The organism is Clostridium sp. HBUAS56017, from assembly GCF_007115085.1.
GTDB classification, from domain to species: Bacteria; Bacillota; Clostridia; order Clostridiales; family Clostridiaceae; genus Clostridium; species Clostridium cibarium.
In genome coordinates, this window is sequence record NZ_SULK01000003.1 from 78580 (window position 1) to 96394 (window position 17815).

Annotated in this window: 9 protein-coding genes; 8 read left to right on the top strand and 1 reads right to left on the bottom strand. The window is 26.9% G+C overall.

Annotation, left to right across the window (positions count from 1 at the left end):
- Window positions 1–37 precede the first annotated feature (37 nt).
- A complete protein-coding gene (locus FAY47_RS04190; RefSeq protein WP_143315169.1) occupies window positions 38–8626 on the top strand; it encodes a non-ribosomal peptide synthetase in 8589 nt (2862 codons plus the stop codon).
- A gap of 85 nt (window positions 8627–8711) precedes the next feature.
- The gene (locus FAY47_RS04195) at window positions 8712–9986 is read left to right on the top strand and encodes an MFS transporter (RefSeq protein WP_143315170.1); all 1275 of its coding nucleotides are present in this window, start codon (window positions 8712–8714) and stop codon (window positions 9984–9986) included.
- A gap of 99 nt (window positions 9987–10085) precedes the next feature.
- On the opposite strand, the gene cax is transcribed toward FAY47_RS04195, so the two are convergent.
- On the bottom strand, window positions 10086–11135 hold the full coding sequence (gene cax, locus FAY47_RS04200) for a calcium/proton exchanger (protein WP_143315171.1): 1050 nt from the start codon (window positions 11133–11135) through the stop codon (window positions 10086–10088).
- A gap of 203 nt (window positions 11136–11338) precedes the next feature.
- Here cax and lexA point away from each other — a divergent pair, with 203 nt between their 5' ends.
- The 6 genes from lexA (at window position 11339) to FAY47_RS04230 (ending at window position 17804) form a co-directional block, all read left to right on the top strand.
- Complete coding sequence (lexA, locus tag FAY47_RS04205) at window positions 11339–12757, top strand: transcriptional repressor LexA (RefSeq protein ID WP_143315172.1); 1419 nt, start codon at window positions 11339–11341, stop codon at window positions 12755–12757.
- Window positions 12758–12769: 12 nt separating this feature from the next.
- On the top strand, window positions 12770–13873 hold the full coding sequence (locus tag FAY47_RS04210; RefSeq protein WP_143315173.1) for a histidine kinase: 1104 nt from the start codon (window positions 12770–12772) through the stop codon (window positions 13871–13873).
- Between the two features lies 1 nt (window position 13874).
- A complete protein-coding gene (locus FAY47_RS04215; RefSeq protein ID WP_143315174.1) occupies window positions 13875–14495 on the top strand; it encodes a response regulator transcription factor in 621 nt (206 codons plus the stop codon).
- A 100-nt stretch (window positions 14496–14595) separates the two neighbouring features.
- Window positions 14596–15525: an ABC transporter ATP-binding protein gene (locus tag FAY47_RS04220; RefSeq protein WP_143315175.1), complete on the top strand. Its 930-nt coding sequence runs from the start codon at window positions 14596–14598 to the stop codon at window positions 15523–15525.
- 22 nt (window positions 15526–15547) lie between these two features.
- The gene (locus FAY47_RS04225) at window positions 15548–16684 is read left to right on the top strand and encodes an ABC transporter permease (protein WP_243129544.1); all 1137 of its coding nucleotides are present in this window, start codon (window positions 15548–15550) and stop codon (window positions 16682–16684) included.
- A complete protein-coding gene (locus FAY47_RS04230) occupies window positions 16677–17804 on the top strand; it encodes an ABC transporter permease (RefSeq protein ID WP_143315177.1) in 1128 nt (375 codons plus the stop codon). The genes FAY47_RS04225 and FAY47_RS04230 overlap by 8 nt, the downstream gene beginning before the upstream one ends.
- Window positions 17805–17815 lie beyond the last annotated feature (11 nt).

A 17815-nucleotide genomic window follows, 5' to 3' on the forward strand; every position in this document is an offset into this window, starting at 1 on the left:
TTTTTGTTATTCAATAAAAAAACTATGGGGGATTTTTATGCGAGAATTAATAAATAAAAAAGAAATGAAATATTGGACTAACCTTTTAAAAGATTATGATGAGATTACTAGCTTTAATATAAAAAAGAATAATCATATAAATAATGAATACCAAACAGAATCTTTTATAATTCCTGAAGATCTATCTGTTAGATTAAATAAAATATCTAATAATTCTGAATTGCCATTATATGTTTTTCTAGTAACGATCTTAGGAATACTTATCAGTAAATATAATACTAACAAAGTATGTATCGTATCTCCAACATATAAAAAGGAAGAAAATAAAAATGCTGTAATCTTTCCTATGGAAATAGATGACAATATAAGTTTTAAGCAACTGGTGGTAAATACAAAAAACATAGTAATTGAATCTTATAAAAGAGAAAATTGTCCTATTGACAATATTATACATAGTTTAGAAAAAGAAAATATAATCGATATAACTGACGTAGGCTGTGCTCTTAGCAATATTCATAAAGTTGATGATTTGAAAGAATTAGGCTTAACATTAATATTCTGTTTTTCAAAAGAAAATAATTTAACAAAATGTAATATTCATTACAATATTAATGATAAGACTTTGGTTAGAAATCTATTCAATCAATTTTTATCATGTTTAAGAAACATATTAATTAACATGGATGTTAAATTAAGAGATGTAGAGATTATTAATGAAGATGAGAAAAATATAATAATAAATAAATTTAATGATACAAAGGTAGATTACCCAAAAGATATGTCAGTAAAAGAGTTGTTTGAAAACACAGTCAAGGAATTTTCTAAGAATATAGCTATAATATCTAATGGAAAGAATTTAACATATGAGGAGTTAAATAATAAATCTAATCAGTTAGCGCATTTACTAGCAGATAATGGAGTAACTAAGGGAAGTTTGATACCAGTATTATGTGATAAGAGTATGGAAACAATTATAGCTATAATTGCTATTATTAAAAATGGTGCTGCCTATGTACCAATTAATGAAGATTATCCTCAATCAAGAGTTCAATATATGATTGAAGATTGTGGTAGCAATCTTATTATAGGAAGAAGAGAAACACTAAACAAATTTGATTTTAAAGAAATAACTCCTATAATATTAGATTTTGAAAGTTATGATTTATTAAATCAACCTACAGAAAATATTTCTACAGGTAATATTAATTCTGATGATTTAATATATATTATCTATACATCAGGTTCTACCGGAAATCCTAAAGGAGTATGTGTAGAAAATAAAAGCGTAGTAAGACTAGTTAAAAATCAAAATTATATAGATTTAAAACTTGATGATAAAATACTTCAAACAGGATCTATTGCATTTGATGCTTCAACTTTTGAAATATGGGGTGCACTTTTAAATGGATTAACAGTGCATATTGAAAGTAAAGAATTAATTTTAAATCCTAAAATGCTTAAGCAATATATACAAAAGAACAATATAACAACTATGTTTATGTCTACAGCATTATTTCATCAAATATGCAATGTTGATGCTAGTACTTTCGATGACATTAAGTCCTTGATGATTGGTGGAGATGCTTTAGATAGTAATCAGGTTAATAAATTAAGAATAAATAATAAGTCTACGATAATCATAAATGGTTATGGGCCAACTGAAAACACTACATTTTCTACTTATTTTTCTATAGACCCTTTAAACATGTGGGATAAAAAAATTCCAATACCAATAGGGAAACCTATATCAAATTCAACAACTTATGTAATGGATAAGAACTTGAGACTTTTACCAGTAGGTGTTCCAGGTGAATTATGTGTAGGGGGAGATGGAGTAGCAAGAGGATATTTAAATAAAGAAGAGCTTACAAAAGAAAAATTTGTACAAAATCCTTATATAAAAGATGAAATTATTTATAGAACTGGAGACCTAGTAAAGTGGCTACCAGATGGAAATATAGAATTTTTAGGAAGAATTGATAATCAAATTAAGATACGTGGTTTCAGGTTAGAACTAGGAGAAATAGAGAGAGAAATTTTAAAACATGAACAAGTTAAAGAAGCTGCTGTCATAGTTAGATTTGATAAAAATAAAGAAAAATATTTATGTGGATATATAGTTGGAAAAGTAAGTCAAGATGAAATGAAAAAGTTTCTAAAAAAGACTTTACCAGAATATATGATTCCTCCATACATATTAACACTTGAAACCTTGCCACTTACTAATAATGGAAAGGTTGATAAAAAACTTTTACCTGAACCTAATTTAAATGAAAAAACTAATAAGTACGTTGCACCAAGTAATGATGTAGAGAAAAAAATGGCTCTTGTATGGAGTGAAGTATTAGGAGCAGAAAAGATAGGTATTAAAGATAACTTTTATGATTTTGGAGGAGATTCTATAAAGTCTATACAAATCGTATCAAGGCTTAAAAATTTAGGACTAAAAGTGGATATAAAAGATATTCTTGACCATCAGACTATTGAAAAAATATCTAAGTATGCAAAAACAGAAGAAATACAAATATCTCAAGATGAAGTTGTTGGAATATCTATGCTTACTCCGGTAATGAAAAAATTCTTACAAGAAGATAAAGAAGTAATGAAACACTTTAATCAATCTACACTAATTTACTGCAAAGAAAAACTTGAAATAGATAAGGTAAAATTGCTTTTAAAGGAAATAGTAATTCATCATGATGCACTAAGAATAAATCTAAATTATGGAGAAGAAATAAGTTTATATAATAAAAAAATAGATGAAAACTTATTTAACTTTAAATTTTTTGATTTATCTCATGAAGATAACTTTAAAGAGCAGATAGCCAAAGAAGGACAATTATTAAAAGAATCAATAGATCTAGAACATGGTCCATTAATGAATGTTGGATTATTTTCAACTAACAAAGGGGATTATTTACTTTTTGTAATTCATCATATAGTTGTAGATGGAGTATCTTGGAGAATAATTCTTGAAGATTTTTATAACGGTTATAAATCATTATTACAAGGGAAAGAAATAAAATTTCCTAAAAAGACTACCTCATTTAAAGAGTGGACAGAAAAACAAATTGAGTATGCAAATGGTAACGCTTTGTTAAATGAATTAGATTATTGGAGCAATTTAGCTGACACACATTTGGATGAACTTCCTAAGTTTAATAAAGCAGATAAAATATTAATTAAGGACATGATTTCTAAAAATATTATAATAGATAAAGAAGCTACACAAAAACTAGTTATGGAAACAAATAGGACTTATAATACTGAGATTAACGATATTTTATTATCTGCCCTTGGAATTACTATTAAAGATTGGTGTGGTGCAAAAAATGCAGCTATAACCTTAGAAGGCCATGGTCGAGAAGACATAATAAATGATGTTGATATAACTAGAACAGTAGGTTGGTTTACTAGTTGTTACCCAGTTATACTTGATATGAGTGATAATGATATTAGTACAATCATTAAACGAAATAAAGAAGTTTTAAGGAAAATACCAAATAAGGGTATTGGTTATGGAATATTAAAATATTTAACTAGTAGTAAAAATAGAAAAAATAGAGATATGACAATAGAAACAGATATTAGCTTTAATTATTTAGGGCAGATAGATTCAAATTCTAATAACGAGTTATTTACTTATTCAAATCTATCTACGGGCAGTGATATTAGTAATAATTTCGAGTTAAAAGATAGCATTCAAATAAACTCGCTAATTCAAGAAGGAAATTTAAAATTTAATATCGACTTCTGTAAATTAGAATATAAAGAAGATGAAATTGAAAAATTTGTTGAAATATTTAATAAAAATATTTATGGAATAATAGAACACTGCTCCACTAGAAAAGAAGCAGAACTTACACCTACAGACTATGGAATAAATGAATATTCTCTAGAAGATGTAGAAGAATTAAAGCAATTTATAAAAAATAATATAGATAAAGATATTAATATAAGCAAGATAAACAAATTAACACCTATGCAGCAAGGAATGCTATTTACGTATATGCAAAATAAAGAAACTACAGCTTATGTTATACAATTAGAACTTAATATTAAAGGAAATCTAAAAATTGAATCCTTAAATAAAGCATATAATATGTTAGCTAAAAAATATGATATCTTAAAGACTATCATTTATAGTAATTCTAAACATCCTTCTCAAGTAGTTTTAGAGAATAGAAATTTCAAAATATATTATGAAGACTTTACTAAAAGCTGTAATAAAGAAAAAGATTATTCAGTATTTAGCACTGAATTAGTAAAGAAAGGTTTCGATTTAAGCAAAGACATATTATTTAAATTAAGCATAATTAAGATGGATGATAACTCTAGTAGACTTATATTCACTATCCATCACATAATAATTGATGGATGGTCAACTAATATTCTTATAGGAGATTTGTTTAAGTTTTATGAAGATATAGAACGAGGAGAAAAACTTAATATAGAAAATAATATTAATTTTCATGAATATATCAAATGGCTGTATAAACAAAGAAAAGAGGATGGACTTGCATACTGGAAAAACTATTTAGATGGATATAATCAAATTGTTGAGTTGCCTAAAACAAAGTCAAAAAGTACTAAATATAAACAAAAAAACTTAATGTGGGATTTTGGTAAAGAGGTTACAAGAAAATTAGAGGGAATATCTAGTCAATGTGGAGTAACTCTAAATTCAATATGCCAGTTAGCATGGGGAATTCTTCTACAAAGATATAATAGAACTGATGATGTTGTTTTTGGTTCTGTAGTTTCAGGTAGACCACCAGAAATAAATGGGATAGAAGAAATGGTAGGTATATTCATAAATGCAGTCCCTGTAAGGATAACTGACAATGGAAAAATAACAGTAAAAGAAATGCTTAAAGAAGTTTATGAAAAAGCAAATCAGAGCAGAAACTTTGAATATTTATCTTTAGCTGAAATTCAAGACCAAAGTGAATTAAAACAAAATTTAATTCAAAATTTAACTGTTTTTGAAAATTTCCCATTTAATGAATTAGATAATTGCAATAATGGTATAAAGATTGATTTTATCCAAGGAAGAGAAGAAACAAATTATGACTTTAATTTATCCTTTGTTTTGGAAGATAGTTTAAAGTTGAAAGTAATGTACAATGAGAATGTTTATACAACTTACTTAATAGAAAAAATTACAAATCAATTAGCTAAAATATTTAAAGAAATTACAAATAACATTGATCAATTAGTTTCAAATGTTGACATAGTAACACCTGAAGACAAAAATATAATTCTTAATGAATTTAATAATACCAAAGTAGATTATCCAAGCAATAAAACAATACAAGAATTATTTCAAGAACAAGTAGAAAGAACTCCTAATAATATTGCTTTAGTATTCGATGATAAGGAATTAAGTTATAAGGAATTAAATGAGAAAAGTAATGCTCTAGCTATAACATTAAGAGAAAAGGGAGTTATTCCTGAAACTATAGTAGGAATAATGATAGATAGATCTATGGAGATGATAATAGGTATAATAGCTATACTTAAAGCTGGTGGGGCATATTTACCAATAGATACTGAACTACCATCCGATAGAATAAATAACATGTTAATAGATAGTAACGCAAATATTTTACTAACTCAAAGTAGCTTGATGAATAAGGTTGATTTTGAAGGTGAGATTATAGATATTACCAAAGAAAGTGCATACTCTAACGATTGTAGGAATATAAAAAATATTACAAAGTCAAATAATTTGGCATATGTAATATATACTTCTGGAACTACAGGGAAACCAAAAGGAACTTTAATAGAACATAGAAGTATTTTAAATACTTTATTATGGAGATGTAGTTATCACAACTTTAATAAAAATGATGCAGTACTGCAAATAATGGCATATTGTTTCGATGGTTCAGTAGGAGATATATTTACTGCACTTATTTCAGGGGCTAAATTAATTTTAATAAGTAAAAATAATCTTTTAAATGTTAAATATTTAAAAGAAATTATGTTAAAAGAAAAGGTCACAAGTCTTCTAATCTCACCAGCATTTTACGGAACACTTTTAGGAACTGGTTTAGAAGGAATAACTGCTTTAAAGAAAGTAACTGTAGCTGGAGAAAGTTTACAAAAAAAAGTGTTAAAAGAGCATTTTAACAGATTCCCTGATATAAAACTTGTTAATGAATATGGACCTACTGAGAATAGTATTTGTGCAACAGTATATAAAATAAATAGTGCCTCAGAAAATGTATCAATAGGAAAACCTATTAATAACACAAGAATATATATATTAGGAAAAAATGGACAAATTCAACCAATTGGAGCCCCAGGCGAATTATGCATAAGTGGTAGTGGACTAGCTAGAGGATACTTAAATAATGAAAAAATAACAAATGAAAGATTTGTAGATAATCTCTATGAACCTGGTGAAAGAATGTATAGAACAGGGGATTTAGCAAGATGGTTGCCAGATGGAAATATAGAATTTTTAGGTAGAATAGATCATCAAGTTAAAATACGCGGTTTCAGAATAGAGCTAGAAGAGATAGAAAGTAATTTATTAAAAATGGATGGCATTACTCAGTCTGTTGCTACGGTAATAGAGGAAGAAAATAATAAATATATTTGTGCATATTTTGTGTCAAATAAAGATTATAATCCAAAGAAATTAAGAGAATATTTAAAGAATAGAATTCCAAGTTATATGATGCCTACCTATTTTGTACGGATTGATAAAATATCATTAACTGTAAATGGTAAAGTTGATAAAAAGAATTTACCAATGCCTCAAGAAGAAAATGGAATTAGAGCAAAATACCAACCTCCTACAACTAATACAGAAAAAGAAATTGTAGAAGTTTGGGAAAAAGCTCTTGAAATTAACAAAATAGGACTACATGATAATTTCTTTGATATTGGCGGACAATCACTTAAGGCAATAAATATAGTATCGCAACTAAAAAATCTTGATTATGATATTAATATAAATGATCTATTTACAAATCAAACAGTTTTTGAATTAGCATGTACGTTAGAGCAAAGAGATAAAGACAAAGCAATTAATATCAATAATAATATAGAAGTTGAAAAGTTATTAATGGAGACTTTTGGTATAGAAAGTAAATTAGAAACTAAAATTCTTAATAATAAACAACTCTCTACATTATATGTAAATAATTTAGAATCAAATTCTTGCAAAGAAATATTAAAATTATTATCTAGTTCTGTAACGAATGACATTTTTCCAAATTACATTTTAGATGGATCTAAAGAAAATGAATTTCTTATTTCAAAAAATCAGGATTATAAACTTCTTCTATGTAATCTTGTAGATAAATTCAAATCATCTTTTAGTAATGTTGAAACCGAAAAGTGTGAATTAACTGCTATTCAAAGATTGAATATAACTACAACAATATCTACCCCTTCTTTGTGTGCAATAGGCTTTGATAACTATATAGATATTGATGTACTTAAGAAAGCAATAATATATACAATAAGAACCTTTGATAACTTAAGAAGTATTTTATCAAAAGAAGGAGATCATATTTTCTGGAGAAAGATAGTTAATGATGAGTGTATCAATAACTTATTTATCCCATATATAGATTTATCTGAAGAAGATGTAAATAAACAAGATGCAATAGTTAAGGATCTTTTTTATGAATCCTTCACTCAAGAATATGACTATAATAATGTATTATACAGAATTTTAATAATTAAGAAGAACTTAAAGGATTATATAGTTTATATACCTATAAATCATTGCATATTTGATGGAACAAGTAATTTAATTCTTCAAAGTACTATCAAAGAATATTACAATAAATTGATAAATTGTCAAGAGATCAATTTGAAGAAGGTTAAACCATATAGTGAATATTCAAAACAGATTACTAAGGGACCAGTAAACTCAACTGAAGAAGAGATAATTAACACTTATAAATTAGAAAGTTATTGTAGCTATTCTAAAGAAATAGAAGAAAAATTGAGTGAAGTTTCCAAGAGATGCGGATTTGTCAAGGCAAAATTACCTATACCAAAGGATTATCAAGACATTTTTAAAAATAACTCTTGGGAAATTGCTTGCAAAATTATACAAGAATTTTTTATGCATTATATAAATGCAACTAAGATACCACTACAAGTAATAAGTTATGGAAGATTGTATGAAGATAAAAAATTTAACGATGTTTTTGGTGAATGTATAGATCGAATACCTATAATAATTGATAAAGAACAAATTAATACTATCACTTATAAATATTGTGAAAATCTTTTAGAATATGCATCTAAACATAATATAAACTTTTTAACATTACTTAATGATTACAAATTAAGTAATGAGTATAAAAAGATCGGAGAGCTGCTAAACACTTTCTCTGACGATAGAGAAAATTATAATATAATTCTAAACTTTTTAGGTAATATGGATATTGATCATGTAGAAACAAAAAATTATATAAGTGATTTAATGCAAAATTTTAATACTAATAAGATAAACAGGAATACTATTGGCTTTACTATTAATTACTCAAGTGATTATTTATATTTAACATGTTTCACTTTCTTATTTGAAGAAAGTGAAAGAATCCAAGAGTTTTTGCAAAATTCCTTAGACCATATTCTAAAAAATGAATACTAAGGTTGTTTAGAAGAATATTTCGAGAAACAATATTGATACTTTAACTAGCAATATTGTTTCTCTATAAATTAGTGGAGGAAATGAAATGAATTTAAAACTTCTTAAAGATAGAAATCTCGTGTTGCTAATAACAGCAAAATTTATATCCCTTATAGGAAGTCAACTACAAACATTTGCCTTGTCTCTATATGTTTTAGCATTAACCGGATCAGCTACAAATTTTGCTATAGTAACAGCAATTTCAATAATACCACGAATAGTCATTGGACCTTTAGCAGGAGTAATTGCAGATTGGTTTAACAGGAAAAAAATAATAGTTTATACTGATTTGTTATCTGGTATTATAGTAGGAATATATTGGGTAATGTTTAGACTTAATGGTGAAATATCATTAATAGGTATTTACTTTTTAGCAGTCATTTTATCTGTAATTTCATCCATATTCTTACCTGCAATAAGCACAATTCTGCCATCTATTGTGAAAAAAGATGATTTAGTAGATGCAAATGGATTAGATTCTTTGACAACAAATATAGGAAATCTAATAGCTCCTCTTATTGGCGGAATTTTATTCACCACTTTGGGTTTAGAGGGGATATTACTTATTAACTCTATAAGTTTTATTTTTTCTGCAATAGGTGAAATGTTTATAAATATTCCTAAGTTAGACATAAAATCTGAAAAATTAAATACAAGAGTTTTTATTACAGAATTTTTTGAGGGTATTAAATTTGTAAAACAAAAATCATTTGTTTTTAATATAATAATTTTGGCGTTAGTTTTAAATTTTGCATTAAGTCCAATATTTTCTTTAGGTTTAACCTATATAGGAAAACAGGTGCTAAAAATAACTGACTCTCAATATGGAATAATGGAATCAATTTTAATGGCATCTATGATTATTTCACCATTTATAGTTAGTAAATTAAATCGAAATATTAATCCAGGTAAAATTATGTTTTTAAGTATCTTTAGCTCATCATTGTTAACTGTGTTAATTGCATTAATCTCATCAGATGTATACACTAGTTTGTTTAGTAGCAACTTTGTGCCATACATAAGTATAATTGTAGTAGGATTTATAATAGGTATGATAACTTCTATTGCAAACATAAGTGTAACTATTATAATTCAAAAAGAAATACCATTAACAATGATGGGAAGAGTAAGTGCAGTAATAAGTACCGGTTGTGTTTCGGCTGTTCCTATCGGGCAGCTGATATTTGGAATATTATTTGATAATTTTGAAGCATGGGTATGTATTATTTTTGCTTCACTAATATTACTTATAACTATATTAAAATTTAGAATTAGTTTGCTAAAGGGTCCTGAAAAGGAGTTAGAGCTAAACAAATCATAGAACCAATTGGAAACAAAAATATTAGAACTGCCTAAAATAAAATTATTAGATTTATTTTAGACAGTTCTTTTTAATTCTCAAATATTTGCTTGTCCAGTATTAAAGAATAAAAAATGATGCAGCAATAATCAAATAAACAGCAAGAAGTTGTACACCTTCAAGCCAATTAGATTCACCATCACTAGAAACTCTATTAGCTATTAAAACAGCAACTATTAAAGCTATAAGTTCGAATTCGTTAAATACTATACTCATAGGGGTAAATAATAAACTTAAAAATATTAATACAGGTGCTACAAATAAAATAATTTGTAAGCTAGAGCCAATAGCTATTTCTATGGCAACATCCATCTTATTTTTCATAGCCATAATAATAGCAGTACTATGTTCTGCTGCATTACCTATTATAGGAATTAATATTATACCAACAAAGAATTCGCTAAGACCTAAGCTTTCAGTTAATGATTCAATACCACCTACTAAAAATTCACTTTCAATTGCTATAAATACAGTAGAAATTATTAGTACTCCTATAGCTTTACTTAATGACCACTTTGCAGTTCCGTGATTCTCTTCTTCATTAGCACTAGCATAAATATGTTTATGAGTAAAGAAAGAAAATACTAAACTTAAGATATATATTAGTATCATAACTACAGCAACAAATATGCTTAATCCTTCATATCTAGTATTTAAAAGCTCTGGATCTACAGTATGTGTAAATAATGCAGGTATACATAAACCTACTACTGCAAAAAGAAGCATACTAGAAGATACTTCAACTACCTTTTTATTAAAACTTTGACTCTTATGCTTTAACCCACCAAACAGCATACTAGCTCCAAGAACTAATAGTACATTTCCAATAACGGAACCAGCTATAGATGATTTAACAACTTCAAAAAGACCTTCTTTTAAAGCAAAGAATGATATTATAAGTTCTGTTGCATTTCCAAATGTAGCATTTAAAAAACCACCTATTTTAGGACCAGAATAAAAAGAGATCTCCTCTGTTCCTTCCCCCATAAGTCCTGCTAGGGGAACTATAGATAATGCTGCTAAAACAAACATTATAGACGGGGATACATTTAAGAATTTACAAATAAAGCTTATAGGTATAAAAATAAGCATATACCTTAATACTTTCATGAAATTACCTCCTCGTTAAATTATATTTTATAACCTTACTTAAGCTACCTTAAAAGTTATTCAAATAAGATTATAAAATAATATGGTATATTATGCTACAACTTATTAAAATTTAATCTATAAAACTGTGAAATGTTTGATAACATAATGTTTTTCGGGTATTATTAATATAAGCATGAATTTAATAAAGGAAGTATAAAATTATGAAATTGCTAAAGATACAAAAAAAATTTATAGAAAGTAAACCAGTTGAAATAAATATACTAAAAGGGAAATCAAATACAGGAAAAAGTGAAGCTATACTTCATAGAATATTAAACCTATCAAACAACTTTGCTTATGAAAATGATGATAAAATTCTCGTTATTCAAAAGGAAGAAAAGTTAAAAGATAAATTTTTAAATAGATTTGTATTCTTTAAGAAAGAAAATGAGTATACTTATATGTCTCTTTTATCTACTGATAAGGCTCCTGAATTTCTTTCCATAAAAGAAGTAGTAGAGAAATATTCAACTAATAAAAAACTTGCTAAATTAAAAGATAAAGAAGAGATAATAAATTCAATTTTAAAATTAGATATTTTTAAGAAATGTAAGAAACTAAAACTTCAAAACTTACATCTTATATTAAGCGAAATAAAATTTATTAAAAACCATAGAGTTTCTTCTTCTGAAGACTTTATGACCCTTATGGGAGGCCCCTTAAGACTTAGAAAAAATTCCTTAGCAAGAGAAGATATGTTTAAGTTTTTTGCTTTATATAATGATGCATTGTGGGATAAAGATCTTGAAGATGATGAGGACAGGCTTATCAATGCATTAAATAATATAAATGAAAGTGCTGATAAGGGATATGTCCATATATTTGTAGATAATGCAGAAGGGCTTTCTAAATTAGAACTTGACTTATTACTTGCACTTTATAATAAGAAGACATATGGAACCATAACCTTAGCTGTTGATATAGATAAGGGGGAAAATGTCTATTCTTCTTTTGTGAAAAAAGGTAGGGTATATGCTAAAAAGATTTTTGGAGATAAAAAGAAGATATTTAACTTCAAAACAGATGTACAAGCTAATAGTTTTGAAAGCTTATCACTACTAAAAGAAGAAAAAATAGAAGATAAATATTTATTTGTAGATTTAAAACATAGAAGAGACTTCGAATTTACCCTTGAAGATAACGGTCATGAAGTTAGCTTTGTTGGTGAAGCAAAAGAAAAATATGATAAAAGTGATTTGCAAGATGTTCCAGTATTTAATAACATAGCTGCCGGTGAACCTATACTTATTAATCCTACTCAAGAAGATATATTTACACTACCTAAGTTTTGGGTAAAGGGGCAAAATCAAAAATTCATCTTAAAGATTAAAGGTGATTCCATGATAAATGCAAATATCTATGATGAAGATTTAGTTGTTATAGAACAAAATCCATCTCCAGTTAATGGAGACATAGTTGCGGTAAACATAGACGGAAGTGCTACCTTAAAAAGGATTAAACTTGAAAAGGATGAAGTTTTACTAATGCCTGAAAATAATAAATACGATCCTATTAAAGTTACAAAAGATCAAGAATTTTATGTTTTAGGTAAGGCAATAGGTGTTATTAAAAAGAAATAAAGAGGGATTTAGATGAGGAATAAAATATCGATACTTTTTTTAATAGTAGGCATTTTTGCCATAATTTTAAATGTTATAAAAACAAATATGGATGTAAGTTCTATTATTAATATAGGTATTATTATTTCTATTTGTATTCTTCAAATTCTAAATGAAATAATTAAAATAAACAAAAAGCTTATATTAGGAGGATTAACCATTGTTATAATTGTGTCCCTCTTCTTTAAAATAACAGGGGTAGAACTCTTTATTCCTTTAGTAGTATTTCAATTAGCAAGCCCTAAATTTAGTTTACCTATAGTTTGCTTATTTGATATAAGTGTTAATAGTATATTTGTAAAAGAAGATTTTTTTTACTATATGTTTTTTATTATACTAATAAATCTATATCTTTTTGAAATAAAGAACCAATCAGAATCTGAGCTAGAATTAAAGGAATTTAGTAGAGGACAAAGATATGAAAGTCACTTAATGGAACAAAGATTACTAAATCTTGAAAGATATATAGAACAAAACAACATAGTGGCAAGCCTTAAAGAAAGAAACTATATGGCACAAAAGGTTCATGATCACTTAGGACATAGAATAACTAGTTCTCTTATGCAGCTTGAAGTCACAAAAGAAACTCTTGGAAAAGATAACGAACTTAGCAGAAAATATTTAATAAGTTCCATGGAAAACCTAAGAGAAGGCATGGACGAAATACGTAAGGTTCTAAAAAACATTAAGCCTAAGGAAAAAGTGATGGGAATAGAGGATATTAAAGAAAAACTATTAAAGTTTCAGTATAGTACTGGCATAAAAACAACCTTGAATATCACTGGTGATGTAGAGAGAATCAGGTATAATGCTTGGATTATTATAGAAGAAAACATTAAAGAAGCTTTAACTAATACAGCAAAATATTCCGCTGCCTCCAATGTACAAGTATCTATTTTAGTGTTTAATAAATTTGCTAGGATTGAGTTTAAAGATGATGGTAAAGGATGTCCATCAATTAATAAGAGTCTAGGGATAAGAGGAATGGAGCAAAGAATTCAAAGTATTGGTGGAAGAATTCAATTTGATAATAATAATGGTTTTATTATAAATATGATCATAACCTTGGGGGAATAATATGAGTATAAAAGTTGTAATATGTGATGATGATAGTCTAATTAGGGAAAGTTTAAAAATACTTATACCATTAAAGGGTGATATAGAAATAGTAGGGGAAGCATCTAACGGACAGGAATGTATTGATATATGTAAATCTAAAGAAGTTGATGTGGCCTTAGTTGATATTAGAATGCCTGAAGTTAATGGTGTAGAGGCTGTAAAAGAAATAACTAAAAGAACAAATACTAAATGCTTGGTTCTTACAACCTTTGATGAAGAAGATTATATCAATGAAGCTATTAGTTATGGAGCTAAAGGGTATATATTAAAAAACAACTCTCCAGAACAAATAGCAAATTCTATAGTTTCTGTTTATAACAATACAATAGTAATGAATGAAAATATACTAGGAAAGATACAAGGTAAAACTTCAGAGCCTAAGATATCAAAATATGATTTTACAGATAGGGAAATAGATATAATTAAAGCAATAAGTGAGGGCTTAAGTAATAAAGAAATAAGTAAAAAATTATATATATCAGAAGGAACCATAAGAAACTATATTACTGGTATTTTAGATAAAACAGGTCTTGAGCATAGAACAGCTATTGCAGTTAACTATTTAAAAGGGAATTTATAATATGACAAATGTAATATATAAAAGGTGATATTTCTAACTATTGGAATATCATCTTTTTTTATATACTAATATCATAGAAAATATCAGGAGGAATAAAAAAATGAAAATGTTAGAAATAAAAAAGATTTATAAAGACTATGACAATCAAGTAGCTGTTGACGGAATAAACTTAACTATAAATAAAGGACAAATATATGGAATATTAGGACCTAATGGAGCTGGTAAGAGTACACTTATAAAAATGATTTGTGGACTTATTAGAAAGACTTCTGGTGAAGTTATATATGAAGAAAGTACAAACAAAATAAGAAAATGGAAAGAAAATATAGGTATTGTACCTCAAGATTTTGCTCTTTATTGGGATTTAACAGCAGAGGAAAATATAAGTTTTTTCTGTTCTCTATATGGTTTTAGGGGGAAAGAATTAAAAGAAAGAACTAAAAAAACACTAGAATTTGTGGGCCTTCTAGATGTAAAAGATAAAAAAGCCTCAGAGTTTTCTGGTGGTATGAAAAGAAGACTTAATATAGGTTGTGCTATAGCACACTCTCCAAAACTTATAATTATGGATGAACCTACAGTAGGGATAGATCCACAATCAAGAAATCATATATTACAATCAGTTCTTAAGCTTCGAGAAGAAGGTGCAACAGTGATTTACACATCACACTATATGCAAGAAGTTGATGATATTTGTGATAAGATTGCAATTATAGATAAAGGTCATGTTATTGCTGAAGGAACAAGTGATGAACTTAAAAATTTAGTAGGAGAGATGAATATTTTTAATCTAAGTGTTACAAAAAAGGTCAATGGACTAGAAGAAAAACTAAAAGAAATAACAGGGGTAGAAAAGGTTACTTTCTTAGAAAATGAATACAAGATTTCTACATTAAAGAGTAATAATCTAATTTCTAACATTGTAACAACAGTAGCTGAAAGCGGTGGAGATATAAAAAATATAGCAAGTGAAGAACCAAGCCTTGAAGCAGTATTTTTAGCTTTAACTGGAAAAAATCTAAGAGAGTAGGTGAAGAATTATGTTTTTATCTATGCTAAAAAAAGAAGCTATACAATTTTTAAGATCAAGAGGAAACTTATTAATACTTTTTTTATTTCCTATAATATTGATAACTACATTAAGCGTTGGCTTAAAAGATATGATGGCAAATAACACAATATTTAAAGAAGGCGATGAAACTTCAAAAGTATATTATACAATAGAAGATAATACTCCATATAAAGAAGGTTTTTTGCAATTTAAAAAAGGAATAGAAGATAGTATTAATGTTAAATTTGAAGAGGTTTCTTATCTAGATAATATTAAAGAAAATATTGATAATCACAATGCACTTTTTCATGTAGAAGTTGGGACTGATGGATTTAATTTATATTCGTCAAGTAAAGGGGAAAAGACAAAAGAAAAAGTACTAAGAAATGTTTTTGAATCATCCTTAAGTGAATATGCTGCATATGGCACAATAGAAAAATTTAATCCAAAAGCTTTTCAAAATCTAGTAAAAAATAAATATGATGAATATGTTGTTAAGGAAAATCCAAATGGTGCTAGAGAAATAAGTTCCACAGAATATTACACTTTTGCAGAGTTAGCTTTAATAATACTATATGTAGCAACAACTGTTGGAGAATCTGTTTATAGTGAAAATAGACTTACTACAATAAATAGAATTAGGTTATCAAAAGCTTATGATAATCTATTAATAGGTTCTAAGGTTGCTATGGGAGTTATAATTTCTATATTACAAACCGCATTAATATATGTATATTCAACTTATGTTCTAGGTGTAAATTGGAGTGGAAACTTATTTAAATTCTTTTCTCTTTATTTAGTATTTGGATTTTTTGTTTCAGTAGTTGGAGCTTTAGTTGGTCTTATTTCAAAAAATGATTCTACAACAACAGGAATATTACAAGGAATTATAATATTTATGTGTTTTCTTGGAGGTTGTTACGTACCATTAACTATTATTATAGCTTCGCCTATTATGCAAAAGTTGGTTTATTTAAGCCCTATATATTGGATAAATACATCAATTAGTAGTTTGCTATGTGGTATGCAATCAGAAGCATATATAATTGCCCTCGGGCTTCCGCTTATATTATCTGCTATATGTTTAATTATTTATTTTGCTTTTATAAATACTAAAGGAGGTCTTGCAAATGATTAGAATAATGAAAAATGCTGCTAAAATTCTTTTAAAGAGAAAAAGTTTTATCTTAACAACTTTTATATTTCCAATAATATTAATATTTGCAATTACCGGTTTAAATAGTAGTATTACAAAATTAAATATAGGAGTAATTAATAAAGATAAAGGTGAGCTTGGAAAAGTTGTTGAAGACAAGTTATCAAGTATGGATTTAATTAAAACTACAGATTTAAATGAAGGAGATTATACTCAAAGTTTAATTTATCATAAATATGAAATGCTTATAACCATAGATGAAAATTTTACTGATAAATTATTAAATGGAGAATTGTCGCAAATTAAATATCAAGCTCTATCTGAAAGCGATACAACTCAAGTTGTTAAGAATATGCTCAAAAGTGAAACATCATCCTTAGCTAGTATATGTAATAACGTTAATGTAAAAGAAAATGGCATGGATAATGTTATTAAAAGCTATAATGAATATAAGCCAGATTATGAAATTACAAATAACAAAGATGCTAAAATTAAAATAAGTGAAGATTCTCTAGGATTAATATTTTATATAATTTTTATTTCCGCGAGCATTGGCTGTGGATTCCTATTAGAGGATGAAAGGCAAGGTACAAAAGAAAGAGTTCTTATGGGAAATATAAAAGAAAAACAATATTTTGCAGGATTAGGAATATTATTTTTGCTATTTACAATGGTACCAGCTCTAGAATATTATATTATATCTAATTTCCTTGACTTGGATTTTGGATTTGAAAATAAAATATTATTATTGCCAATTATTTTCTTGATATCCTTATTAGCAGTATCATTTAGTATTATGCTTTCATCTATAATAAAAAATAAACCTGTTTTCACAATGGTTATTAGCGCCCTAACAATACCTATGTTTATGCTTAGCGGTTCATTTTGGCCATATGATCTTATGAGTAGTACCTTGCAAAAAATAGGAAATGCTTTACCTCCAAGATGGATTTTCTTAGCTATAGAGAATTTACAAAAAGGAAAGGATATAGTAAGTATTTTGCCAATGGTAGGGGGAGTATTGTTATTATCTATCTTACTATTCTTGCTAAGTATCTTCTTCACAAAAAATAAGGTTGTATTAGTTAAAGATAACAATTAATATAAGATTAA